This is a genomic window from Aromatoleum toluolicum (genome assembly GCF_012911005.2).
Taxonomy (GTDB): Bacteria; Pseudomonadota; Gammaproteobacteria; order Burkholderiales; family Rhodocyclaceae; genus Aromatoleum; species Aromatoleum toluolicum.
On the sequence record NZ_WTVS01000076.1, the window covers coordinates 1 to 22,921 of the forward strand.

Consider the following 22,921-nt stretch of genomic DNA (forward strand, 5'->3'; position numbering starts at 1 on the left):
GGTTTAACGGGCGCTGCAGAAACCCATCCCCCTCCTAACCTCCCCCTTGAAGGGGGAGGAACGCGGTGCCCGCGCTGCCGACGCGAAATCCGTCACGCGCGCTGTGCACGCGCACCGCAAGCGCCCGAACGAATCCCTGCCGCCTGCGTCGAACGCATAAGCGCATCGACTATTCGTCCGCACCCGCTGCGGGCAGGGAGGATGGCCATGACTCACGCCGCGCCGCTTCACGTCCCGCCGCATGCCGACATGCGCGCCATCGTGCAGGTCATCGGCGTCGCATCCGCGCTGGGGGCGCCCGGCGACGGTCCGGCCGCCGGCCCGGCCGCGCTCGAACGCCACGGCCTGCTGCAGCGGCTCAGGGGAACCGGCATTGGCGCGAGCTGGCAGGAAACCCTCGTGCCGGTCACGACACCTCCGGCCGGCGCGCTGATGCGCGAGCGCCTGGACGCGGTCGGCGAACTCGCGCAGCGCGTCGCGGACCACCTGACCGCCCTCGCGCCCGAGGTGTTCCCGCTCGTGATCGGCGGCGACCACGCCGTGGGCATCGGCACCTGGCGCGGCGTCGCCAGCCGCATCGCGCCGCGCGGCGCGCTGGGCCTGATCTGGATCGACGCCCACCTCGACAGCCACACCGAGCGCAGCACGCATTCGGGCAACATCCACGGCATGCCGCTCGCGGCCCTGCTGGGCGAAGGCGACGCGGCGCTGTCGGGCGTCGCCGGGCCCAGGATCGACCCGGCGAACGTCGTGATCATCGGCGCGCGCGCGTGGGAGCACGACGAACACGAACGCCTGACCCGCCTCGGCGTGCAGGTCTTCGACATGGCGGAGGTGCGCGAGCGCGGCATGGCGGCCGTGTTCTGCGACGCGCTCAGCGTCGTGCGCGAGCGCACCGCGGGCTTCGGCGTCAGCATCGACCTCGACGCGCTCGACGCCGCCGCCTTCCCCGCCGTGACCTGCCCGGAACCCGAGGGCATCGCGCCCGACGAGCTGTGCGCGGCGCTGCTCGCGCTGCGCGGCTGCGGCGACTTCGTCGCACTGGAGATCGTCGAGTACCTGCCCGAGCGCGACCCAGGCGGCATGTGCGCGGACTGGGTCGCGAACATCGCCTGCGCGGCGCTGGGCCCGTCGACCTATCTGCTGCGCGCGAAGGAGCGCGAGTTCGGCGCACACAACTATGCGCCGCTGCCCGTCGTGTTCCACCACGGCAAGGGCATCTGGCTGTGGGACGTCGAGGGGCGGCGCTACCTCGACATGATGAGTGCCTACTCGGCGGTGAGCTTCGGCCACGCCAACCCGCGCCTGCTGCACGCGCTGAACGACCAGGCCCAGCGCCTCGCGCTGACCTCGCGCGCCTACTCCAACGACCGCCTGCCGCTGCTGATGGAGCGCCTGTGCGGCCTGCTCGGCTACGACCGCGTGCTGCCCGTGAACACCGGCCTCGAGGCGGTCGAGACCGCGCTCAAGGTCGCCCGCAAGTGGGGCTACAAGGCCAAGGGCATCGCCCCCGACCGGGCCGCGATCATCGCCTGCGAAGGCAACTTCCACGGCCGCTCGATCACCATTGTCGGCATGTCCTCGGAAGAGCAGTACCGCGACGGCTTCGGCCCCTTCCCCGCCGGATTCAGCCGCATTCCCTACGGCGACGCGGACGCGCTCGAAGCGGCGATCACGCCGGACACGGCGGCCTTCCTCGTCGAACCGGTGCAGGGCGAAGGCGGCATCGTCGTGCCGCCGGCGGGCTACCTCGCGCGCTGCGCGGCGATCTGCCGGCACCACAACGTGCTGCTGATCGCCGACGAAGTGCAGACGGGACTGGGCCGCACCGGACGCCTGCTGGGCTGCGACCACGAGGGCGTGCATCCGGACGGGCTGATCCTCGGCAAGGCGCTGGGCGGCGGCCTGCTGCCGGTGTCGGCCTTCCTCGCCGACGCTGCGGTGATGGACGTGCTGCGGCCCGGCGACCACGGCTCGACCTTCGGCGGCAACCCGCTGGGCGCGGCCGTCGCGCTGGAAGTGCTCGCCATCCTCGAAGAGACGCGCCCCTGGGAACATGCCGCGCGCCTGGGCGAACGCCTCATGGCGCGCTTCCGTGACGCGCACCTGCCGTGCGTACGCGAGGTGCGCGGGCGCGGCCTGCTGGTGGGCATCGAGCTCGATCCGGCCCAGCTGCGCGCGACGACCGCGGCGGAGCTGCTGCTCGCGCGCGGCATCGCGACGAAGGACACGCACAACACGGTGCTGCGCTTCGCGCCGCCGCTGGTAATCACCGAGGCGGAGCTCGACCACGCGGCGAGCGTCGTCATCGATACGCTCGCAGCCAGCGCGCATCGCGGGCAGGAGCCGCTGCAGCCCTGACGCCGACGCCACCTGCGCCGTCGCAGCCCCCTCCCTCCGCACCAGAAAGGTGCGTCAATGCCAAGCTGCGCAAGGGATTCAGGTTCCCGCGCGGCCGCATTCGTTGCTAAACTTTGCGCCCGCCGTTTTTGTTCAACCTCCACCCATCTCCGCGCAAAGGTCCACGCATGCTGGTCGGCTTCGTCATCGCTTATCTCCTGCTCTCGATCGGCGTCGGCCTGTACGCCGCCACGCACGTCAAGAACACCTCGGACTACGTCGCCGCGGGCCGCCATTTGCCGCTGTACATCGTCACCGCGACGGTGTTCGCGACCTGGTTCGGCTCCGAGACCGTGCTCGGCATCTCGGCGACCTTCATCGACGAGGGCCTGCGCGGCCTGTGGTCCGACCCCTTCGGCGCGTCGCTGTGCCTGATCCTCGTCGGCCTGTTCTTCGCGCGCCCGCTGTACCGCCTGAACCTGCTGACGCTGGGCGACTACTACCGCATGCGCTACGGGCGCACCGTCGAAGTGCTGTGCTCGAGCGCGATCGTGATCTCCTATCTCGGCTGGGTCGCAGCGCAGATCACCGCGCTGGGCCTGGTGTTCAACATCCTGTCGGACGGTTCGATCTCCAACGAGGCGGGAATGCTGATCGGCGCCGGCATCGTGCTCGTATATACGCTGTTCGGCGGCATGTGGTCGGTGGCGCTGACCGACTTCATGCAGATGACCATCATCATCGTCGGCCTGCTCTACATCGCGTGGCTGATCGGCGACATGGCGGGCGGCGTCGGCACCGTGATCTCCCACGCCAATGAGGCGGGCAAGCTCAACTTCCTGCCGGCCTTCGACGCGAAGGACATGATCGCCTTCGTCGCCGGCATCCTGACCATGGGTTTCGGCTCGATCCCGCAGCAGGACGTCTTCCAGCGCGTGAACTCGGCGCGCGACGAGAAGACCGCCGTGCGCGGCACGCTGCTGGGCGGCTCGGGCTACTTCGTGTTCGCCTTCGTGCCGCTGTTTATCGCCTACTCGGCCACGCTGATCGACCCCGCGCTGGTCGCGCAGTACCAGGAGAGCGACAGCCAGCAGATTCTGCCGCAGCTGATCCTGCAGCACACGCCGGTCTTCGCGCAGGTGATGTTCTTCGGTGCGCTGCTGTCCGCGATCATGAGTACCGCCTCGGGCACGCTGCTCGCCCCCTCGGTGACCTTCTCCGAGAACATCCTGCGCGGCACCTTCCCGCGGATGAGCGACCACAAGTTCCTGTGGCTCACCCGCGGCGTCGTCGTGGTGTTCGCGCTGCTGATCACCTGGTATGCGACGCACACCGACGAGAGCATCCACGGCATGGTCGAGAACGCCTACAAGGTCACGCTGGCGACGGCGTTCGTTCCGCTCGCCTTCGGCCTGTACTGGAAACGCGCGACCACGCAGGGCGCGCTGGCGTCGATTTTTTTCGGCCTCGTCACGTGGGTGCTGCTCGAGATCGTCGCGCCGGAAGCCGACGTGCCGCCGCACTTCGCCGGCATGCTGGCCGGCATCGCCGCGATGCTCGCCGGCTCGCTGCTACCGCAGACCCTGGTGAAGCCGACCCACGGCCACGTCGCCGAGCACCTGCACACCGCGCACCAGCACCCCCACGCCGGACACTGAGCGTCCCGTGCCGCCGGGGGCGCCCCCCGGCGACACGCACGGTCCGCGGGCCGTGCACAAATTCGCGCGCCAGCGTGCTCAGCACGCCTCGCAGCGGCCGCCTTTCTCCCATCGAAACACAATTGTTTCAATGCCTTGCATCGCGCACCAAACGCGCGGCGTATGCAGTTGCATTCATATTTTCCTCCGCGTCGGGCGGTGCTAGTATCGCTTCACGTTAAATTGTTTGATGTCAAACAATGAATACCGACCGCTAAAGGTCGACCGAGGCGAAGGAGGCGACATGAAGAAACTGCTGACACTGACGGTGAATGGCCGGCTGCGCGAGGACGCGGTCGCCGAAAATACGCTGCTGATCGACTACCTGCGCGACGCCCTGGGCCTCACCGGCACCAAGCAGGGGTGTGACGGCGGCGAATGCGGCGCGTGCACGGTGCTGGTCGACGGCGAGCCGCGGCTCGCGTGCAGCACGCTCGCGCACAGCGTCGCCGGACGCACCGTCGAAACGATCGAGGGGCTGAGCACCGCGGGCAACCTGTCGCGGCTGCAGCGCGCCTTCCACGAACACCTCGGCGCCCAGTGCGGCTTCTGCACGCCGGGCATGATCATGGCGGCCGAGGCGCTGCTGAGGCGCAATCCGCAGCCCTCGCGCGACGAAATCCGCGCCGCGCTCGCCGGCAACCTGTGCCGCTGCACCGGCTACGTCAAGATCCTCGATTCCGTCGAGGCCGCAGCGCGCTGCGAGGATGCCGCGGGGGTGGCGGCATGAACGCGCCTGAACGTACCCTGCCGCGCGCCCTGCCGCACACCGGGCAGGCCACCGGCACGTCGCACGGCGTCGGCGCCCGGATGCCGCTGATCGACGGCGTCGACAAGGTCACCGGCAGCGCCCGTTACACCGCCGACCTGCCCGCGCAGGGGGCACTCGTCGGCCGCATCCTGCGAAGCCCCTGGGCGCACGCCGAGATCCTCGCCGTCGATATCTCCGCGGCGCTCGCACTGCCGGGCGTGCGCGCGGTGATCACCGGAGAGGAATGCGACACGCCCTACGGCGTGATCCCCATCGCGCAGAACGAATTCCCGCTCGCGCGCGGCCGCATCCGTTACATCGGCGAGCCGGTCGCCGCCGTCGCGGCGGTCGACGAGGCGACCGCCGACGCCGCGCTCGCGCTGATCCGCTTCGACGTGCGCGAGCTGCCGGCGTACTTCGAAGCGGCCGATGCGCGCAAGCCCGACGCGGTGCCGCTGCACGACAACAAGCAGGGCAACATCGAGCGCGAGGTGCATAACGAGTTCGGCGACACCACCGCCGGCTTCGCCGCGGCCGACCTGATCCGCGAGGAGACCTTCGAGTGCGCCGAGGTCCATCACGCGATGATGGAGCCCAACGCCGCGCTCGCCGCGTGGGACACCGAGCGCGGCCACCTGACCCTGTGGTCGGTGACCCAGGTGCCCTACTACGTGCACGAATCACTGTCCCGCTGCATGAACCTCGACGCGGCCTACATCCGCGTGATCAAGCCCTTCGTCGGCGGCGGCTTCGGCCACCGCGTCGAGACGCTCAACTTCGAGATCGTCTGTGCGCTGCTTGCCCGCGCCGCGCGCGGCACCGTGCGCTTGCTGCAGAGCCGCGAGGAGGCCTTCCTGACCCACCGCGGCCGACCCCAGACCCACATCCGCATGAAACTCGGCCTCACCCGCGACGGCCGCATGACCGCGTGCGAGGCCGAGGTCGTGCAGCGCGGCGGCGCGTACGGCGGCTACGGCCTGGTGACGATCCTGTATTCGGGTGCGCTGCTCAACGGCCTGTATGACCTGCCCGCAGTGAAGTACGACGGCTACCGCGTGTATACCAACACCCCGCCCTGCGGCGCAATGCGCGGCCACGGCACGGTGAACGTGCGCTTCGCGTTCGAATCGCTGCTCGACACCATGGCCGCAGCGCTGGGCCTCGACGCCTTCGCGGTGCGCCGCCGCAACCTGCTCGTCGCGCCGACCGAGACCATCAACGGCCTGAAGGTAATGAGCTACGGCCTGCCCGAATGCCTCGACTGGGTCGAGCAGGCGAGCGGCTGGCGCGAGCGCGCCGCGCGCCCCCGCGACGACGGCCCGATCCGCCGCGGCATCGGCATCGCCTGCTCGCACTTCGTCAGCGGCTCCGCCAAGCCCGTGCATTTCACCGGCCAGCCGCATGCGACGATCGCGCTGCGCGTCGATTTCGACGCCGCGATCACGATCCTGACCGGCGCCTCCGACATCGGCCAAGGCTCATCGACCATCATCAGCCAGGTCGTTGCCGAAGTGCTGGGCGTCGATCAGCGCCGCCTGCGCCTCATCGCCACCGATTCCGCGCTCACACCCAAGGACAACGGCTCGTATTCCTCGCGCGTGACCTTCATGGTCGGCAACGCCGCGGCCGACGCCGCGCGCAATCTCAAGCGCGTGCTCGTCACCGCCGCGGCGAAGCGCCTGCAGGTCGCCGAGCACGAGGTCGACTGGCTCGGCGAGGCGGCTGCGGTCGTCGGCGATCCGGCGCGCCAGATCGGCTTCCACGAGATCGTCGAGGAAGCGCTGGTCGACACCGGCATGCTCACCGTCAAGGGCACCTTCACCTGCCCGATCGAGTTCCAGGGCGGCAAGCAGCGCGGCGGCGCGGTCGGCTCGACGATGGGCTTCTCCTACGCCGCCCAGGCGGTCCAGGTCGCGGTCGATACCGAGCTCGGCACCGTCACCGTCGAGAAGGTGTGGGCGGCCATCGATTGCGGCTTCGCGATCAACCCGATGTCGGTCGAAGGCCAGGTGCAGGGCGCGGTGTGGATGGGCATGGGCCAGGCGCTGTCCGAGGAGACGGTGTACGAGAACGGCCGCCACAAGGCGGTCAGCCTGCTCGACTACCGCGTGCCGACGATGGCCGAGTCGCCCGAGATCGACGTGCATATCGTCGAGAGCATGGACCCCAACGGCCCCTTCGGCGCCAAGGAAGCGAGCGAAGGCCCGCTCGCCGGGGTCATGCCGGCGATCGCCGCGGCGATCGAGGACGCGACCGGCACCCGCATCCGCCAGCTTCCCTTCACCCCGGACCGCGTCTTCGACGCACTGAACCGCAAACCCCGTCCCGGCGCCGCCGCGCCGCCGACCGTCAAAGGAGAGGCATGATGGGCGCCCTGTCCGAATTCCGTCTGATGCGTCCGGCGAGCGCCGCCGACGCGGTGCGCCTGCGCGGCGAATTCCCGGCGAGCCGCTTCATCGCCGGCGGCACCGACCTGCTGCCGAACATGCGCCGCGGGCTGGTCGGCACCGAGGTCCTGATCGACCTCGGCGGCGTCGGCGAACTCGCCGAAATGCGCCACGAGCTGTGCCACAACCGCGACACCCTGCGCATCGGCGCCGGCGTGACGCTCGCGACGCTCGCGGCCGATGCGACCGTCGTTTCCAGCCTGCCCGCACTCGCCCAGGCCGCCCTCGCCGTCGCCGGCCCCACGCACCGCAGGGCGGCGACGCTGGGCGGCAACCTGTGCCTCGACACCCGCTGCCAGTATTACAACCAGAGTGAGGACTGGCGGCGCGGCAACGACTTCTGCATGAAGCGTTCCGGCAACATCTGCCGCGTCGCGCCGAAATCGAACCGCTGCTACGCGGCCTTCAGCGGCGACGTCGCGCCCGCGCTGATCGCGCTCGGCGCCGAAGTCGAACTCCTCGGCCCGCAGGGGCTGCGCCGCCTGCCGCTCGCGGATTTCTACGTCGATAACGGCATGAACTGGCTCGCGCTGGGCCCCGACGAGCTGCTCGTCGCGGTGACGGTGCCGCTCGTCCCGGCGCGCGTAAGCGCCTACGAGAAGATCCGCGTGCGCGGCGCGATCGATTTTCCGCTCGCGGGCGTCGCCGTGGCGTTGCGCCGCGACGGCGACCTGATCGGCGAGCTGCGCATCGCCTGCACCGGCGTGTCCTCGCGCCCCGAGTTCATCGCCGGACTCGACGAGCTGGTCGGCAAGCCGCTGGACGACGCGGTGCTGGCTGTGATGGAACGTCACCTCAAGCGCGGCATCCAGCCAATGGAGACGACGCTCGCGAGCGTGCCCTACCGCCGCCGCGCGACACCGGCACTGGCGAAGCGGCTCGTGCGTCGCCTGTGGGACGAAGCCCGACAAGGAGCCTGACATGGACAGCGTCAACCTCGAAGTGCTGCGCCAGGCGGTCGCGTGGAACGCGGCCGGCGTGCCGGTCACGCTCGCGACCGTCGTGCGCACCTGGGGTTCATCCCCGCGCCCGGAGGGCGCACTGCTCGCGATCGCCGGCGACGGCCGCCTCGTCGGCTCCGTGTCCGGCGGCTGCATCGAGGACGACCTCCTCGACCGCCTGCGCAGCGAGCGCCCGACACAACCCGAGCACGTCACCTACGGCATCACCGCCGACCAGACGCGCCGCTTCGGCCTACCCTGCGGCGGCAAGCTGGAGCTGGTGCTGGAACCGGTCGCCCCCGGCAACCGCCTCGCCGACACGCTCGCCGCGATCGAGCGCGGCGAGATGGTCGCGCGCCGGCTGGACCTGGCGCACGGCACGGTCGATCTCCTCGGCGACGTGCCCGACAGCGCCGTCGTGTTCGATGGCCGCACGCTGGTGTCCGCCTTCGGCCCGCGCTGGCGCATGCTGATCATCGGCGCGGGCCAGCTCTCGCGCTATGTCGCCGAATTCGCGCTGGCGCTCGATTACCAGGTGACGATCTGCGAACCGCGCGAGGAGTATCGGGACTGTTGGAGCGTGCTCGGCGCGACGCTGACCACCGAGATGCCCGACGACGCCGTGACCGCGCTGCGCCCCGACCGCCGCACCGTGATCATCGGCGGCACGCACGACCCCAAGCTCGACGACCTCGCGCTGATCGACGCGCTCGGGACCAACGCCTTCTACGTCGGCGCGATCGGCTCGCGCGCGAACAGCGAACGGCGGCGCGAACGCCTCAAGCTCTTCGACCTCACCGACGCCGACGTCGACCGCCTGCACGGCCCGGTCGGCCTGCCGCTGGGCAGCCGCACCCCACCCGAGATCGCGCTCGCGATCCTTGCCGACATCACCGCGCGCCGCAACGGCGTGACCCTGGTCGCCACCACGACACACCCCGCAGCGGTCGGCGACGCCTGCCCCTCCCTCACCTGACCGGAACGCCCCGAACTTCCGCCGCCCGGCGGAAGTCGGGATGAGGACTTCCTTAACAGCGCACTGCGCGATTGTTGCCAGTCTCGGCCCGAAGCCTCTATGCTGCATAGCAGCACAAGCCGAACGCGCCACGCACCGGTCTTCCGGATCGTCCCCGTGGTGCGCCGCGTGCTTGCCTCCAGCGCAGTCGTCGAGATGAGGCCCGAACATGGTCGCCGTGCGAAGTCGAACCCGCGGTCGCGCACTTCTGGATCCGGCATGCCTGGCGCTCCTGTATTTCGCCGGCGCGCAGGTCGGGCTGGTCTATGCGGTCGTCGGCGGCGCGATATCGCTGGTATGGCCGCCCAGCGGGATCGCGCTGGTGGCCATGCTCGCGCTCGGCACGCGCGTCGCCCCCGGCATCGCCGCCGGCTCGTTTCTGGCCAACGTGTCGGTGGATGTACCCATCCCCGCCGCGGCCGGCATCGCCATCGGAGCCACCCTGGCCACCCTGGCCGCCACGCACCTGCTGGAGCGGCGCGCCCGCTTCCAGATCGCCCTGACTCGCACGCGCGACGTCCTCGCCCTGATCCTCCTCGCCGCGATGCTCGGCACGACCATCAGCGCCTTCGTCGGCGTAAGCGCCCTCTTGGCGGGCGGCGTCGTTCCGCCCGCCGACTTCGCCTCGGCATGGCTGAAATGGTGGCTCGGCGACATGATCGGTGTGCTCGTCGTGGCCCCGCCGCTGCTGGTGTGGCTCAGTCACGCGCAGCCGATCACCTCTGCACGCAGGGCCATCGAGGCGGCGGCCCTGACCGTGGCCCTCGGCACCGTCAGCTATCTGATCTTCGGCGCTCCCGAACTTGCCGGCCACGGTTACTATCCGGCGGCGCTCGCGATCGTGCCCTTCGTGATCTGGGCGGCGCTGCGCTTCGATCACTGGGGCGCCAGCCTGGCCATCCTCGCGATTTCCATCGCGGCCATCTGGGGCACCACTGCCGGAACCGGCCCGCTCGCCGCGGACTCGCCCGTGGACAGCCTCGTGCGCTGGAGCACCTTCGTCAATCTGCTGGCCGTGACCGGCTTGCTCCTCGTTGCCTCGCATGCCGAGACCCAGCGCGCACAGGCCGAACTCAGGGCCTCGCTCGCGGAACTCGAGCAGCGCGTGCGCGAGCGCACCGCCAGCCTGGCGCGGACCAATGCCGAGCTGATCGAGGAAATGAGCGGCCGCAGGCGCCTCGAACGCCGGCTGGTGCGGGTCAGCGACGAGCAGCTGAAAGCCACCGGGCGCGAACTGCACGACGGACTCGGTCAGCACCTGACGACGATCGGCCTGTACGGCGCAGCCCTGGCGCACAAGCTCGGTGCCCGGCAGCACCCGGAAGCGGGCGACGCGCAACGGCTCGTGACCCTCGTCGAACAGGCCGCCGACATGATCCGGGCCATCGCGAAGGGGCTCTATCCCGCCTCGCTGGAGTCCGCGGGCCTCGTGGCCGCGCTCAGGAACCTCGCCGACAGCACGCATTCGCTCAAGCAGGTCGACTGCATCCTGCATGCCGCACCCGACGTGAAGGTCCGCGATTCGCTCGTCGCAATCAACCTCTACCGCGTCGCCCAGGAAGCGATCAACAACGCGCTCAAGTACAGCGGCGCGCGCCACATCTGGATTGAACTGCAAAGCCGCGACGGCATGCAGATGCTGTCGGTCAGTGACGACGGCATCGGTATCGATCCGCAAGCGGTCGATCGCAGCGAGGGCCTCGGCCTGCACAACCTGCGCCACCGCGCGACCCTCCTCGGCGGAACCTGCTCGATCCACCGCAATGCGCAGGGCGGCACGACGGTCGCGATTACCTACCCGGAGGAGGCCCAGACCCATGAGTGACGCGACCCAGCCGGTCATGCGGCGCCGCATCCTGATGGTCGACGACCACCCGATCGTGCGCGAGGGCATGGCGAAGTTCCTCAACCTGCAGGACGACCTGCATCTGTGCTGCGAGGCCGGCAATGCCCACGAAGCGCTCGCGATGCTGCAGGAGTGCAATCCGGACCTCGCGATCGTCGACATGACGCTGCGTGGCGACTCGGGACTGGAACTCGTCAAGACCTTGCGCCACCGCCATCCGCAACTGGCCATCCTGGTCATGAGCATGCACGACGAAGGTCTGTTCGCCGAGCGCGCGCTGCGGGCGGGCGCCAACGGCTACCTGATGAAGCTCGAGGCCACCGCGCATATCCTCGCGGCCATCCGCCAGGTGCTCGCCGGCAACATCTATCTCAGCGAAACGATGCACAACCGCATCGCGCAGCGCCTGCTCGCGCCGGGCAAGACCGCCAACGGTCCGATCGCAAGCCTGACCGAGCGCGAGTTCGAGGTGCTGCACCTGATCGGACTCGGCTTCGGCACCCGCCAGATCGCCGAGAAGCTCAGCCGCAGCATCAAGACCATCGAGACCCACCGCGCCAATCTCAAGGAAAAGCTGAACCTCCCGCACGGCCCCGACCTGGTGCGCTTCGCGGTGCAGTGGCTCGACCGCGACTGAGCAGGCGCATGTCTTTGAATAGGGGATTCCACTAGAAGGAATCGGGGACCACCCCCGATATGCACATGTGCTGGCGACACGTACATTGGAATCGAGCCTGCACCGAAACCCAAGCGGTGCTTGCCCGAATTCACAGATGTGACCGGGTCACGCACACCGCAAGGAGATCCCCATGAAACTCGAAACGACACTGCTGGCCATTGCGGCCGCGACATTCGCGACGCTGGCCGGATCGGCGCTTGCCGGCCCCGACAGCGCGCGCGGAGCCGGACGGGCGCGTGCACCGATGGCCGCCGTCGCCCAGGCGCCGGCCTTGGCAACAAGAGGTGCCTGCGTCGCGAGCCCTGCGCTTGCAGTCACTGCGCCGCCTGCCGCCGATGGCGCTGCGACAGTCGCCCCGAAGCGCGTGAAGACCACACACGGCGCGGGGCGCGCCCGCGCATCCTCCGGTGCCCGGGCCCTCGTCGCGGCCGGCTCCTGCGAGCAGATCGCCGGTACCGTGATTGCCGACAAGCCCGACGCCGTCCCGACGGGACTGCCGGCAAGCAAGGGCGCGAAAGGCGCAGGCCGCGCCCGGGCGCCCAGCACGACGAAACCCCTGACCGCATGGTGGGGATGAGCAAGCCCGCAGAAGGGCACAACGGGACGCCCCTCGCCCGCTCATCCGCCTCCCAACTCCTTGAGTCGTTGCCGAAACAATCGATTTCAGGTTTTCCCCGGTGACGTTTTTGCCGGATGAGATCAAAGTATCGGTTCGCCGTCGATGCGCGGCGAATGCGATCCGGCGGCAACGCGACCGAGGGGGGATGGAAATGGACACGGGGATCAACGGGCGCGGCGCGGCGCCATCCTTCGGATATCTGCTTTACCGCTACCTCTGGCCCTTCCAGTACTTCCGCGACGTCACCCGCGGCGGCCGCATGGAGCGCCAGCAGAACTACCGCCACAACCGCGCGATGCGCCGCTACCTCCCCGGCTTCATCGCGAAATGGAGTTTCCTGACGGTGCTCGCGATGTCGGTCGGCAGCGCACTGGAGCCGTTCGGTCTGGCCATCCCCGCTGCCGGCTGCTTCATCTTCGCCACCTGGACGCTGCTCGTCGCACTCCTGCTCGCCGTCGACTGGCTGTGGCTGGAACGCTTCCCCGAACTGTACTAGCCGCGCCGGCCGCTATTTGTACCAGGGCAGCGTACGCCGCAGCGACACGATCTCGCCCGCCCCCGTCGCATCGTAGCCCGGCTGCGCCTCCGCGAGGCGGCGGAACCCGTCGCTGCGCAGGGCTGCGAGCACCGCGCACAGCGCCGGCAGCTCCAGCCCGTCCTTGAGGCACACGAGGAAATACTGCTCGTGCACCAGCGGCACGAAATCGAGGCCGAAACGCCGCGCCGCGGCGCGCAGCCCGAAGCCGCAGTCGGCACTCCCTGCCGCGACGTGCGCCGCGACCGACAGGTGCGTGTGCTCCTCGGTCGCATACCCCGCGATCGCGCCCGGCGCCATGCGCGCCCGCGCCAGCAGCTCGTCGAACACGAGGCGCGTGCCGGAGCCCTTCAGCCGATTCACGAACGCGATGTCCGTCCGCGCCAGGTCCTCCAGCGCCGCCAGGCCGTGCGGGTTGCCGGGCGCGACGATCAGGCCCTGCTCGCGCCGCGCGAAGCGGATCAGCTTGTGCACGCCCAGGCGCAGCTCGCGTCCGATCGCAGCGTGGATCAGCGATCCGCGCCGGCACAGTTTGTCGTCGTCGAGCGGCAGATGGATGCCGGCGAGCGTGCAGCCGCCCGCGTTGAGCCGCTGCAGCGCCTGCGTGCTGCCGACGTACTCGACGTCCAGCAGCACCCGCGCATCGCGCAACATCGCGTCGCGCAGCCCGCCGAACAGCAGATCGTGGCTCGCAGCGGTCGGCAGCACGTCGAGTCCGGGATCCACCGCCAGCAGCAGCTCGCGGTCGAGCAGGCCGGCGAGGGTTTCCGCCTGCGGCAGCAGCCGCGCCAGCGCCCGCTTCTCGGCCCACAGCAGGCGCTCGCCGAAGGCCGACAGCCGCGCCGCGCGCCCCTGCCCGCCGGCAATCAGCGCCTGGCCGAAGGCCGCCTCGTGCCGCCGCAACTCGCCCCACAGATGGCGGTAGGACACCCCGAGCTGCTCCGCCGCCTTCGCGATCGAGCCCTGCACGCGGATCGCGTCGAGCATCGCCGTCAGCGGATTGGTCAGCTGCAGGGGACCGCCCGGCTGCGCACTGTCGCTGCCGGCGACGAAACGGTAATCGAGTGTCACGCCCATGCGTCGAGCTTAACCGAAAATCCCCGCGCCCCTCGTTGTGGGCCTGCGCGTGCGCATGCGCGCCGAAAGCGCCTGCACAAAAAGCAACACGCATTTCTGCCGCACCGGCCTGCGCCGCGCCGGACGGACCGAGCGATTCCCCGAGCGCGACCGCTGCCGCACCCGACGTGGCGACGAACCCACCTATGCACGACCCTGCATAAGTCACCGGATCACACATCACGCCAGCCGCACCCGCCCGCGCACGTTTTGATACAAGGACTCCTGCACCCGCGCGCGAGGCGCGATCGATAAAGAACCACGGAGACCCTTCATGACAAGTCTGTTCCGCCCCCTGCTGCTCGCCTGCGCCTGCCTGCTCGGCATCGCCGGCGCCCACGCCGAAGACAAGTTCATCACCGTCGCATCGACGACCTCCACCGAACAGTCCGGCCTCTTCGGCCACCTGCTGCCGCGCTTCGAGCAGCAGTCCGGCATCAAGGTGCGCGTCGTCGCGCTCGGCACCGGCCAGGCGCTCGACACCGCGCGCCGCGGCGATGCCGACGTGGTGTTCGTGCACGATCGCGCCGCCGAAGAGAAATTCGTCGCCGACGGCTACGGCGTCGAGCGCAAGGAAGTGATGTACAACGACTTCATCCTCGTCGGCCCGAAGGCCGACCCGGCCACGGTCGCCGGCGGACGCGACATCGTCGAGGCGCTGAAGAAGGTCGCGGCCGCGAAGGCGCCCTTCGTGTCGCGCGGCGACAAGAGCGGCACGCACGCAGCCGAGCTGCGCCTGTGGAAGCTCGCCGGCATCGACCTCGAACAGGCGAAGGGCCCGTGGTACCGCGACTCCGGCTCCGGCATGGGCCCCGCGCTCAACATGGCCGCCTCGCTCGGCGCCTACATCCTCGCCGACCGCGGCACCTGGCTGTCGTTCAAGAACCGCCAGGACCTCGTGATCGCGGTCGAAGGCGACAAGCGCCTGTTCAACCAGTACGGCGTGATCCTCGTGAATCCCGCGAAGCATCCGCACGTGAAGCGCGAACCCGGCCAGCAGTTCATCGACTGGATCGTCTCGCCCACCGGGCAGAAGGCCATCGCCGAGTACACGATCGGCGGCGAGCAGCTCTTCTTCCCCAACGCCGCGCAGTGACGGGCGCCGCGCCGCGGGCACGCGCAGCGGCCGTGCCCGCGGCGATTTGTGCCGCCGACGGCCACACCCCTTGATTCGCGTCAACGCGGGCGGCCCGCTGCGGCACTATGGTTGCGGAGCTTTTTTCCCCAACCCCCGCCATGACCTCCAATACGAAAATCGAACTCGTCTGCCCGGCAGGTAGCCTGCCGGCGCTGAAGACGGCCGTCGACCATGGAGCCGACTGCGTCTACCTCGGCTTCAAGGACGCGACCAACGCGCGCAACTTCACCGGCCTGAATTTCGACGCCAAGGCGATGACCGAAGGCGTGCGCTACGCCCACGACCGCAAGCGCAAGGTGCTGGTCGCCCTGAACACCTACCCGCAGGCCGGCAACTGGTCCGGCTGGACCGCCGCCGTCGACCGCGCCGCCGATCTCGGCATCGACGCGGTCATCGTCGCCGACCCGGGCCTGATGGCCTACGCGCAGAAGAAGCATCCGCAGCTGCGCCTGCATCTGTCGGTGCAGGGCTCGGCGACCACCTACGAGGCGATCAACTTCTACGCCGAGCGCTTCGGCATCCAGCGCGCGGTGCTGCCGCGCGTGCTGTCGCTGCCGCAGGTGCAGCACGTCATCGCCAACACCCAGGTCGAGATCGAAGTGTTCGGCTTCGGCGGCCTGTGCGTGATGGTCGAGGGCCGCTGCGCGCTGTCGGCCTACGCGACCGGCGAATCGCCCAACTGCAACGGCGCCTGCTCGCCGGGCAAGCACGTGCGCTGGGAACAGACCCCCAAGGGCATGGAAACGCGCCTCAACGGCATCCTCATCGACCGCTTCGACGACGGCGAGCGCGCCGGCTACCCGACGCTGTGCAAGGGCCGCTTCGACGTGAACGGCGAGACCTACTACGCGATCGAGGAGCCGACCAGCCTCAACACGCTGGAACTGCTGCCCGACCTCGCCCGCGCCGGCGTGCGCGCGATCAAGATCGAAGGCCGCCAGCGCAGCCCCGCCTATGTCGCGCAGGTCACGCGCGTGTGGCGCGAGGCGATCGACCGCGTGATGCGCGACGCCGACAGCTTCGCCGTGCAACCGGCGTGGATCGCCGAACTCGACAAGGTCTCCGAAGGCCGCAGCCATACGCTCGGCGCGTACTACCGGCCGTGGAAGTGAACACCACCATGAAAATCGCTCTGGGTCCCCTGCTCTACTACTGGTCGCGCCAGGAAACGCTCGACTTCTACGCGCAGATCGCGCAAAGCCCCGCCGACATCGTGTATCTCGGCGAAACGGTGTGCTCGCGCCGCCACGAGCTGCGCGCCGACGATTGGCTCGAAGTCGCGGCGATGCTCAAGGCCGCCGGCAAGGAAGCCGTGCTGTCGTCGCAGTCGCTGATCGAGTCCGAATCCGACCTCAAGGCCCTGCGCCGCATCGTCGCGCAGGACGAATTCCGCGTCGAAGCCAACGACATGTCCGCGGTACAGCTGCTGGCGAAAGCCGGACGCCGCGACTGGATCGCCGGGCCGACGCTCAACATCTTCAACCCGCACACGCTGTCGATGCTGGCCGAAGCGGGCGCGACGCGCTGGATGGCGCCGCCCGAGATGTCGGGCACGGTGCTCGCCGAACTCCTCGCCTCCGGCGCGCCCGCGATCGAGACCGAAGTGCTCGCCTGGGGCCGCCTGCCGCTCGCGCACTCGGCGCGCTGCTTCACCGCGCGCCACTTCAACCTGCAGAAGGACACCTGCGAGTTCCGCTGCCTCGGCATGAAGGACGGCCTGGTGCTGCGCACGCGCGAGGGCGAGCCCTTCCTGACGCTCAACGGCGTGCAGACGCAATCCGCGCGCGTGCACAACCTGCTCGGCGACCTGCCGCAGCTGCGCGAGACCGCGCAGGTGCTGCGCGTGAGCCCGCAGGGCGACGACACCGTGCGCGTGCTCGAACTCTTCCGCGACGCGATCGCCGGCAAGCTGTCGCCGCAGGACGCCTTCGGCCAGAGCAAGGCGCTGATGGTCGAAGCGCCGTGCAACGGCTTCTGGCACGGCCGCCCCGGCGTCGAACAGTACGTCTCCGCCTGAATCCGTCTTCCTGGAGTACACACCGATGAGCAGCTTCCGCATCCCGGCCTTCACGCTCCCCGCGCCGCTCGCGCGCATCGCGGCGCACCTGCCGCAGCGCCCGCCGACCCTCGCCCTGACCACGGCGCTGAACCTCGCGCTCGGCCGCGTGCTGTCGCGCGAGGACCTCGAGCCGCTGACCGGCCGCCACCTGCGCATACGGGTGCGCGACGCCGGCCTGACGCTGGACTTCACGCTCGGCCCACGCGGCTTCGTGCCGCTGTCCGCCGGCGGCGAGCCCGATCTCACGCTGACCGCCAACGTGCGCGACTACATCGCGCTGGCGCTGCGCGAGGAAGACCCCGACACGCTGTTCTTCGGCCGCCGCCTGCTGATGGAAGGCGCCACCGACCTCGGCCTGCTGGTCAAGAACACGCTGGACGCGATCGACTGGGACGCCCTGCACGCCGACTATGCGCCCGCGAGCGTGCTGCGCCGCTTGAACCCGCTCACGCGCAGCCGTCCGCAGCAATCGCTCGGCACGCACTGACGCACGCCCGGGGCGCCGGCGACACCGCCGGGCCCCGCACGCCGCATCCGGGCTAGAATCGAGCCTCCTCGACTCCTGCGCCCGGATCCGCCGATGCCCCACGCGCGCGCCGTTTCATCCCTGCCGCGCCATCTCACCGTCGCCTACGGACTGCTGATCGTCTATGCCTGCCTGCACCCGCTGACCGGCTGGCGACCGACCGGGCTGCCGCTGCTGGACTTCCTCACCGCGCCCTGGCCCAAGTACTACCGCAACGCCGACATCGTGCTCAACGTGCTCGGCTTCCTGCCCTTCGGTTTCGTCCTCGCGCCGTCCCTGCCGCTGCGCATCGGGCGCAGTGCGGGCGTTGCCGTCGCGACGCTGGTCGCGGCGCTGCTGTCCTTCGGCATGGAAGTGACGCAGAACTTCCTGCCGACGCGCGTCCCGTCGAATGTCGATCTCGCCTGCAACATCACCGGCGCCCTGCTCGGCGCGCTCGCCGGCGCACGCTGGGGCCATCCGCTGTTCGACCAGAGCGGCTGGCTGCACCGCTGGCGCTCGGCGCGCATCATCCCCGGGCACATGGGCGACCTCGGGCTGATCCTGCTGGGGTTGTGGCTGCTCGCGCAATTCACGCCCGACCGCGTGCTGTTCGGCAGCGGCGACCTGCGTCAACTGCTGGGCCTGCCGACGCCGCTGCACTTCGAGCCGGAACGCTACATCCTGCTCGAAACCGTGCAGGTCGCGATCACGATCGTCGGCGTGGGCCTGTTCGCGCGCTGCATGATGCGCAGCGCCTCGCCGTGGCCGGTCGCGCTGCTCCTGCTGCTGGGCATCGGCGCGAAGTCGATCGCGACCGCGTCCTTCTACATCCCCGGCGAAGCGCTGCTGTGGCTCACGCCCGGCACGCGCCAGGGGCTGCTGCTGGGCCTGCTCGTGCTCGCAGGCGCGCTGCTGCTGGCGAGCGTGTTGCAGCACGCGTTCGCCGGCGTCGCGCTGCTCGCGGCGACCAGCCTCACCAACCTGCTGCCCGAGAACCCCTATTTCGAGGTCGGCCACCGCATGCTCGGCCAGGGCAACTTCCTCAACTTCCACGGCCTCACCGAACTCAGCGCCAACCTGTGGCCCTTCCTCGCGCTCGCCTACCTGTCGGCGGTGGGCCTGTGGCGCGGCGAGCATCTCACGCAGCGTTGAGCGGCCCCGCGGCTATAATCGGTCGCATCGCGGAGCGGCCCGGCGCCGCCCCCCGCCACCTCCCGGAGTTCCTGATGAGCTATTTCAAGCACCACGTGTTCTTCTGCTGCAACCAGCGCGAACCCGGCAACACCTGCTGCAACGACCACAAGGCGACGGTGATGCAGACCTACGCCAAGGACCGCATCGCCGCGCTGGGGCTCAAGGGCCGCGGCAAGATCCGCATCAACAAGGCCGGCTGTCTCGACCGCTGCGACGACGGTCCGGTGCTGGTCGTGTATCCGGACAACGTCTGGTACACCTACATCGACAAGGAAGACGTCGACGAGATCATCGACGAGCATCTCGTGCACGGCCGCATCGTCGAACGCCTGCGCCTGCCGGACTGACCGATGACCCGGCCGCAGGCTCCTGACAGCGTCCTGCTGCGCGGACGCGACGGCGCGATCGAGGCGCTGATCGACAACCCCGACACGGTGCGCGGCATCGCGCTGGTGTGCCATCCGCACCCGCTGTTCGGCGGCACCAACACCAACAAGATCGTGCACACGCTGGCGCGCACGCTGCGCGAGCTGGGCTACGCGGTCGTGCGCCCGAACTTCCGCGGCGTCGGCAAGAGCGAAGGCGAGCACGACCACGGCAACGCCGAGACCGAGGACATGCTCTCGGTGATCGCGTGGATGCAGTCGCGCTGGGGTACGCTGCCGCTGGCGCTGGGCGGCTTCTCCTTCGGCGCCCATGTGCAGACGCGCGTGGCCGCGCGCCTCGCCGGAGGCATGACACCGGCGCACCGCATCGTGCTGGTCGGCACCGCCACCGGTGAAGTCAGCGGCGCGCGCCGCTACGCCACCGGCCCGGTGCCGAAGGACACGCTGGTGATCCACGGCGAGGAAGACGAGACGGTGTCGCTCGCGAACGTGCTCGAATGGGCACGGCCGCAGAACGTGCCGGTCGTCGTCGTGCCCGGCGCGGACCACTTCTTCCACGCCCGCCTCACCCTCATCCGCGACATCATCCTGCGCAACTGGGCGCCGCTGTGAGCGGCGCGCCACTTCACCGGAGAACGCCATGAAGCTCTTCGCCTCGCTGACCAGTCCCTACGCACGCAAGGTCCGCATCATCCTCGCGGAAAAATCGCTACCCTGCGAGCTGATCGTCGATTCGCCGTGGGAGGCGAACACGCGCGTGCCGAGCGTGAACCCGCTCGGCAAGGTCCCGGCGCTGGAGACCGACGCCGCTGAAATCTTCTTCGACTCGCCGGTGATCGCGGGCTACCTCGAGACGCTCGACGCGGCGCCCAAGCTGCTGCCGGCCGACCCGCTCGAGCGCGTGCGCGTGCGCCAGATCGAGGCCCTCGCCGACGGCGTGACCGACGCCGCGGTCACGGCGCTGCTGGAATCGCGCCGCCCCGAAGGCCTGCGCAGCGAACCCGAGATCGACCGCCAGATGGACAAGATCGACCGTGCACTCGACGCGCTCGAGGCGCGCGCGAGCGGGCGCGACTGGATGTACGGCAACGCGATGAGCCTCGGCGACATCGCCGTCGCCGTCGCGCTCGGCTACCTTGACCTGCGCTTCCCGCAGCACGAATGGCGCCGCGAGCACCCCTCGCTGGCGGCGCTCGCGCGGCGCATGTTCGCGCGCCCGAGCTTCACCACGACGAAGCCGCCGGTGGGCTGATGTCGTGACCGGCATGCCCGCCGTGCCGCACGGCCTCGCCCTTGCGAGCCCGCTGGAAATCCGCGGCCTGCGCAAGCGCTATGGCGACAACGAGGTCGTCGCCGGCATCGACCTCCGCCTGAACGCGGGCGAGTGCTTCACGCTGCTGGGCCCCAACGGCGCGGGCAAGACCACGACGCTGCGCTGCGCGCTGGGTCTCACGCGCCCGTCGGGAGGAGAAATTTTCCTCGCCGGCCTGCCGGTGCCCGAACGCGCGCGCGAGGCACGCATGCGCGTCGGCGTCGTGCCGCAGCAGGACAACCTCGACCCGGACTTCACCTGCGCCGAGAACCTGCTCGTCTACGGGCGCTACTTCGGCCTCGACGACGCGACCATCACCGCGCGCATCCCCGAGCTGCTCGCCTTCGCCGGGCTCGAAAGCAAGCGCGACGCGCGCATCCAGTCGCTGTCGGGCGGCATGAAGCGGCGCCTGACGCTCGCGCGCGCGCTCGTGAACCGCCCCGACCTGCTGATCCTCGACGAACCGACGACCGGCCTCGACCCGCAGGCGCGCCACCTGATCTGGGAGCGCCTCAAGCAGCTGATCCGCAACGGCACGACGGTGCTGCTGACGACGCACTTCATGGACGAGGCCGAACGCCTCGCCGACCGGCTGGCGATCCTCGACGCCGGGCGCATCCTCACCGAGGGCAGCCCGCGCGACGTGATCGCGGCGCAGATCGAGGCGCAGGTCGTCGAGGTGTATGGCGACTGGAACGGCACCGCCCGCAACGGCACGAGCGGCGCGCAGGCGTGGGCCGAGGCGCACGCGGGCGCGTTCGCACGCCGTTACGAGGTGAGCGGCGAGACCGCCTTCTGCTACCTCGACGACGCGGCGCCGCTGATGGCCCACCTCGCGGAACAGTCCGGCTTGCGCTACCTGCGCCGGCCGGCGAACCTCGAGGACGTGTTCCTCAAGCTCACCGGGCGCGACCTGCGCGACTGAGATGACCGCTCCGATGGCGACCACCCCCCTCCACTCGACCTTCCGCGCCCCGCGCATCACGCACCGCTTCGTGCCGGTATGGCGGCGCAACTTCCTCGTGTGGCGCAAGCTCGCACTGCCCTCGGTGCTGGGCAACCTCGCCGACCCGATGATCTACCTCTTCGGCCTGGGCTTCGGCATCGGCATGCTGGTGCCCGAGATCGGCGGCGTGTCCTACGTCAGCTTCCTCGCCGCCGGCATGGTGTGCTCGTCGACGATGAACAGCGCCTCCTTCGAGGTGCTGTACTCGTCCTTCTCGCGCATGCACGTGCAGCGGACATGGGACGCGATCATGAACGCGCCCGTGGACCTCGACGACATCGTGTTCGCGGAGCTGGTGTGGGCGGCGTCGAAGGCGCTGCTGTCGGGCGTCGCGATCCTCATCGTGATCGCCGTGTTCGGCCTCGTCGACAGCCGCTACGTGCTGTGGCTGCTGCCGCTGATCTTCCTCGTGGGCCTCAGCTTCGGCGCGCTCGGGCTGGTGATGACGGCACTGGCACCGAGCTACGACTTCTTCATGTACTACTTCACGCTCTTCATCACGCCGATGACGCTGATTTCGGGCGTGTTCTTCCCCGCCGAACAGCTGCCCGCGGCAGTGCAGGTGGCCGCGTCGCTGCTGCCGCTGTCGCATGCCGTCGAGCTCGCGCGGCCGCTGCTGCTGGGGAAGGTCCCGTCCGACGTCGTGCTGCACCTGGCGGTGCTCGCGGCCTACGGTGTCGGCGGCTTCTGGGTCGCGCTGGGGCTCACGCGGCGGCGACTGCTCGGCTGAGGCCCGCGCTGCGTCAGCGGCGCAACAGCGTCCCGAGGGTCACCACGAGCATGCCGAGGCGACGCCGGATGTGCGCCTTTTCGGCCTCGTCGGCCTCGTCGGCCTCGTCGCCCCCCTCGCCTTCCCCGGCTTCGGCGAGCGCATTGCGCAGCGCCGCGATCTCCCGCCTGAGCAGCACCTCGCGCGGCACGAAGCCGGCATTCTTCAGGATGCGGTTCGCCATCCTCTGCTCGGGCGACTGGAAGGGGTCGTCGTCGAACACCAACGGCCGGCCCGCGCCGGGCAGGCCGTCCAGTTCGCCACGCCTGATCGCGTCGGCGATGCGCTGCTCGGCGAGGATGTCGAAGATCGATGCCATGTCGCTGTATCGGTGAGGTCCCGTCTTCCGCGGCCGGATTGTTCAATGATAGCGCCCGGCGGGGCCGGCGACCGCGTTGCGAGCGGACGAGTTGCCGATGGTGGCCCCGCGCGTGCGCGCGATCGTCGGTGCGATTGGATCGCTGAAAGGGACGACGGAAGGCCACGGCCGAAACGCCGGTTGCCATTTCTAGACAGGCGGTCTAATATCCGGACATGGACCACCCCGCCTCCCTCCCCCGTCG

General features: G+C 69.8%; 22 protein-coding genes. 20 read left to right on the forward strand and 2 right to left on the reverse strand.

Going from position 1 to position 22,921, the window contains the following annotated elements; all coding sequences use genetic code 11:
- The first annotated feature begins 207 nt into the window (after positions 1–207).
- From rocD to GPA27_RS23875, 10 genes are all read left to right on the forward strand, one after another.
- Positions 208–2,361: an ornithine--oxo-acid transaminase gene (gene rocD, locus GPA27_RS29380; protein WP_169142926.1), complete on the forward strand. Its 2,154-nt coding sequence runs from the start codon at positions 208–210 to the stop codon at positions 2,359–2,361.
- A gap of 167 nt (positions 2,362–2,528) precedes the next feature.
- Entirely contained in the window at positions 2,529–3,998 is a 1,470-nt protein-coding gene (locus GPA27_RS23835; protein WP_169142927.1) for a high affinity choline transporter 1, read from the forward strand.
- Positions 3,999–4,281: 283 nt separating this feature from the next.
- Positions 4,282–4,767, forward strand: coding sequence for a 4-hydroxybenzoyl-CoA reductase subunit gamma (gene hcrC, locus GPA27_RS23840; protein ID WP_169142928.1), 486 nt, complete (start codon positions 4,282–4,284; stop codon positions 4,765–4,767).
- Complete coding sequence (hcrA, locus tag GPA27_RS23845; protein ID WP_211165199.1) at positions 4,764–7,154, forward strand: 4-hydroxybenzoyl-CoA reductase subunit alpha; 2,391 nt, start codon at positions 4,764–4,766, stop codon at positions 7,152–7,154. Before hcrC ends, hcrA begins: the two co-directional genes overlap by 4 nt.
- The gene (gene hcrB, locus GPA27_RS23850) at positions 7,151–8,155 is read left to right on the forward strand and encodes a 4-hydroxybenzoyl-CoA reductase subunit beta (RefSeq protein WP_256223100.1); all 1,005 of its coding nucleotides are present in this window, start codon (positions 7,151–7,153) and stop codon (positions 8,153–8,155) included. Before hcrA ends, hcrB begins: the two co-directional genes overlap by 4 nt.
- A 1-nt stretch (position 8,156) precedes the next feature.
- On the forward strand, positions 8,157–9,152 hold the full coding sequence (locus GPA27_RS23855; RefSeq protein ID WP_169142930.1) for an XdhC family protein: 996 nt from the start codon (positions 8,157–8,159) through the stop codon (positions 9,150–9,152).
- A 208-nt stretch (positions 9,153–9,360) separates the two neighbouring features.
- Positions 9,361–11,016: a sensor histidine kinase gene (locus GPA27_RS23860; protein WP_169142931.1), complete on the forward strand. Its 1,656-nt coding sequence runs from the start codon at positions 9,361–9,363 to the stop codon at positions 11,014–11,016.
- Positions 11,009–11,674 (forward strand): response regulator, encoded by a 666-nt coding sequence (locus GPA27_RS23865; RefSeq protein WP_211165200.1) that lies wholly within the window; start codon positions 11,009–11,011, stop codon positions 11,672–11,674. Before GPA27_RS23860 ends, GPA27_RS23865 begins: the two co-directional genes overlap by 8 nt.
- A 172-nt stretch (positions 11,675–11,846) precedes the next feature.
- Positions 11,847–12,293, forward strand: a complete 447-nt coding sequence (locus GPA27_RS23870) for a hypothetical protein (RefSeq protein ID WP_169142932.1) — start codon at positions 11,847–11,849, stop codon at positions 12,291–12,293.
- A 187-nt stretch (positions 12,294–12,480) separates the two neighbouring features.
- A complete protein-coding gene (locus GPA27_RS23875; RefSeq protein ID WP_246261418.1) occupies positions 12,481–12,831 on the forward strand; it encodes a hypothetical protein in 351 nt (116 codons plus the stop codon).
- A gap of 12 nt (positions 12,832–12,843) precedes the next feature.
- Here GPA27_RS23875 and GPA27_RS23880 read toward each other — a convergent pair whose 3' ends face one another.
- Positions 12,844–13,947, reverse strand: coding sequence for a substrate-binding domain-containing protein (locus tag GPA27_RS23880; RefSeq protein ID WP_169142933.1), 1,104 nt, complete (start codon positions 13,945–13,947; stop codon positions 12,844–12,846).
- Positions 13,948–14,260: 313 nt separating this feature from the next.
- Here GPA27_RS23880 and GPA27_RS23885 point away from each other — a divergent pair, with 313 nt between their 5' ends.
- The 10 genes from GPA27_RS23885 (at position 14,261) to GPA27_RS23930 (ending at position 22,319) form a co-directional block, all read left to right on the forward strand.
- On the forward strand, positions 14,261–15,082 hold the full coding sequence (locus GPA27_RS23885; RefSeq protein WP_169142934.1) for an ABC transporter substrate-binding protein: 822 nt from the start codon (positions 14,261–14,263) through the stop codon (positions 15,080–15,082).
- 140 nt (positions 15,083–15,222) lie between these two features.
- On the forward strand, positions 15,223–16,236 hold the full coding sequence (ubiU, locus tag GPA27_RS23890) for a ubiquinone anaerobic biosynthesis protein UbiU (protein WP_211165201.1): 1,014 nt from the start codon (positions 15,223–15,225) through the stop codon (positions 16,234–16,236).
- Between the two features lie 8 nt (positions 16,237–16,244).
- The gene (locus GPA27_RS23895) at positions 16,245–17,141 is read left to right on the forward strand and encodes a U32 family peptidase (RefSeq protein WP_169142936.1); all 897 of its coding nucleotides are present in this window, start codon (positions 16,245–16,247) and stop codon (positions 17,139–17,141) included.
- Between the two features lie 25 nt (positions 17,142–17,166).
- Complete coding sequence (ubiT, locus tag GPA27_RS23900; RefSeq protein WP_169142937.1) at positions 17,167–17,670, forward strand: ubiquinone anaerobic biosynthesis accessory factor UbiT; 504 nt, start codon at positions 17,167–17,169, stop codon at positions 17,668–17,670.
- A gap of 93 nt (positions 17,671–17,763) precedes the next feature.
- Entirely contained in the window at positions 17,764–18,843 is a 1,080-nt protein-coding gene (locus GPA27_RS23905) for a VanZ family protein (protein WP_169142938.1), read from the forward strand.
- 74 nt (positions 18,844–18,917) lie between these two features.
- Positions 18,918–19,232 carry a (2Fe-2S) ferredoxin domain-containing protein gene (locus GPA27_RS23910; RefSeq protein WP_169142939.1) on the forward strand — a complete coding sequence of 105 codons (315 nt, stop codon included), beginning with the start codon at positions 18,918–18,920 and terminating at the stop codon, positions 19,230–19,232.
- 3 nt (positions 19,233–19,235) lie between these two features.
- Positions 19,236–19,883 carry an alpha/beta hydrolase gene (locus tag GPA27_RS23915; protein ID WP_169142940.1) on the forward strand — a complete coding sequence of 216 codons (648 nt, stop codon included), beginning with the start codon at positions 19,236–19,238 and terminating at the stop codon, positions 19,881–19,883.
- A 28-nt stretch (positions 19,884–19,911) separates the two neighbouring features.
- Entirely contained in the window at positions 19,912–20,523 is a 612-nt protein-coding gene (locus GPA27_RS23920; RefSeq protein ID WP_169142941.1) for a glutathione S-transferase, read from the forward strand.
- A 13-nt stretch (positions 20,524–20,536) separates the two neighbouring features.
- Positions 20,537–21,508, forward strand: a complete 972-nt coding sequence (locus tag GPA27_RS23925; protein WP_169142947.1) for an ATP-binding cassette domain-containing protein — start codon at positions 20,537–20,539, stop codon at positions 21,506–21,508.
- A gap of 13 nt (positions 21,509–21,521) precedes the next feature.
- On the forward strand, positions 21,522–22,319 hold the full coding sequence (locus tag GPA27_RS23930; protein WP_169142942.1) for an ABC transporter permease: 798 nt from the start codon (positions 21,522–21,524) through the stop codon (positions 22,317–22,319).
- 13 nt (positions 22,320–22,332) lie between these two features.
- Here the strand turns inward: GPA27_RS23930 and GPA27_RS23935 are convergent, their stop codons facing one another.
- Positions 22,333–22,677 (reverse strand): DnaJ family domain-containing protein, encoded by a 345-nt coding sequence (locus tag GPA27_RS23935; protein ID WP_169142943.1) that lies wholly within the window; start codon positions 22,675–22,677, stop codon positions 22,333–22,335.
- Positions 22,678–22,921 lie beyond the last annotated feature (244 nt).

Bases quoted from the DNA above. Each gene is read 5' to 3' on its own strand.
- ubiU (WP_211165201.1), top strand. From the start codon at position 15,223: ATGACCTCCAATACGAAAATCGAACTCGTCTGCCCGGCAGGTAGCCTG.
- GPA27_RS23910 (WP_169142939.1), top strand. From the start codon at position 18,918: ATGAGCTATTTCAAGCACCACGTGTTCTTCTGCTGCAACCAGCGCGAA.
- GPA27_RS23935 (WP_169142943.1), bottom strand. From the start codon at position 22,677: ATGGCATCGATCTTCGACATCCTCGCCGAGCAGCGCATCGCCGACGCG.
- GPA27_RS23930 (WP_169142942.1), top strand. From the start codon at position 21,522: ATGGCGACCACCCCCCTCCACTCGACCTTCCGCGCCCCGCGCATCACG.
- rocD (WP_169142926.1), top strand. From the start codon at position 208: ATGACTCACGCCGCGCCGCTTCACGTCCCGCCGCATGCCGACATGCGC.
- GPA27_RS23915 (WP_169142940.1), top strand. From the start codon at position 19,236: ATGACCCGGCCGCAGGCTCCTGACAGCGTCCTGCTGCGCGGACGCGAC.
- GPA27_RS23870 (WP_169142932.1), top strand. From the start codon at position 11,847: ATGAAACTCGAAACGACACTGCTGGCCATTGCGGCCGCGACATTCGCG.
- GPA27_RS23905 (WP_169142938.1), top strand. From the start codon at position 17,764: ATGCCCCACGCGCGCGCCGTTTCATCCCTGCCGCGCCATCTCACCGTC.
- GPA27_RS23875 (WP_246261418.1), top strand. From the start codon at position 12,481: ATGGAAATGGACACGGGGATCAACGGGCGCGGCGCGGCGCCATCCTTC.
- hcrC (WP_169142928.1), top strand. From the start codon at position 4,282: ATGAAGAAACTGCTGACACTGACGGTGAATGGCCGGCTGCGCGAGGAC.
- hcrA (WP_211165199.1), top strand. From the start codon at position 4,764: ATGAACGCGCCTGAACGTACCCTGCCGCGCGCCCTGCCGCACACCGGG.
- hcrB (WP_256223100.1), top strand. From the start codon at position 7,151: ATGATGGGCGCCCTGTCCGAATTCCGTCTGATGCGTCCGGCGAGCGCC.
- GPA27_RS23835 (WP_169142927.1), top strand. From the start codon at position 2,529: ATGCTGGTCGGCTTCGTCATCGCTTATCTCCTGCTCTCGATCGGCGTC.
- GPA27_RS23885 (WP_169142934.1), top strand. From the start codon at position 14,261: ATGACAAGTCTGTTCCGCCCCCTGCTGCTCGCCTGCGCCTGCCTGCTC.
- GPA27_RS23865 (WP_211165200.1), top strand. From the start codon at position 11,009: ATGAGTGACGCGACCCAGCCGGTCATGCGGCGCCGCATCCTGATGGTC.
- GPA27_RS23895 (WP_169142936.1), top strand. From the start codon at position 16,245: ATGAAAATCGCTCTGGGTCCCCTGCTCTACTACTGGTCGCGCCAGGAA.
- GPA27_RS23855 (WP_169142930.1), top strand. From the start codon at position 8,157: ATGGACAGCGTCAACCTCGAAGTGCTGCGCCAGGCGGTCGCGTGGAAC.
- GPA27_RS23860 (WP_169142931.1), top strand. From the start codon at position 9,361: ATGGTCGCCGTGCGAAGTCGAACCCGCGGTCGCGCACTTCTGGATCCG.
- GPA27_RS23920 (WP_169142941.1), top strand. From the start codon at position 19,912: ATGAAGCTCTTCGCCTCGCTGACCAGTCCCTACGCACGCAAGGTCCGC.
- GPA27_RS23880 (WP_169142933.1), bottom strand. From the start codon at position 13,947: ATGGGCGTGACACTCGATTACCGTTTCGTCGCCGGCAGCGACAGTGCG.
- ubiT (WP_169142937.1), top strand. From the start codon at position 17,167: ATGAGCAGCTTCCGCATCCCGGCCTTCACGCTCCCCGCGCCGCTCGCG.
- GPA27_RS23925 (WP_169142947.1), top strand. From the start codon at position 20,537: ATGCCCGCCGTGCCGCACGGCCTCGCCCTTGCGAGCCCGCTGGAAATC.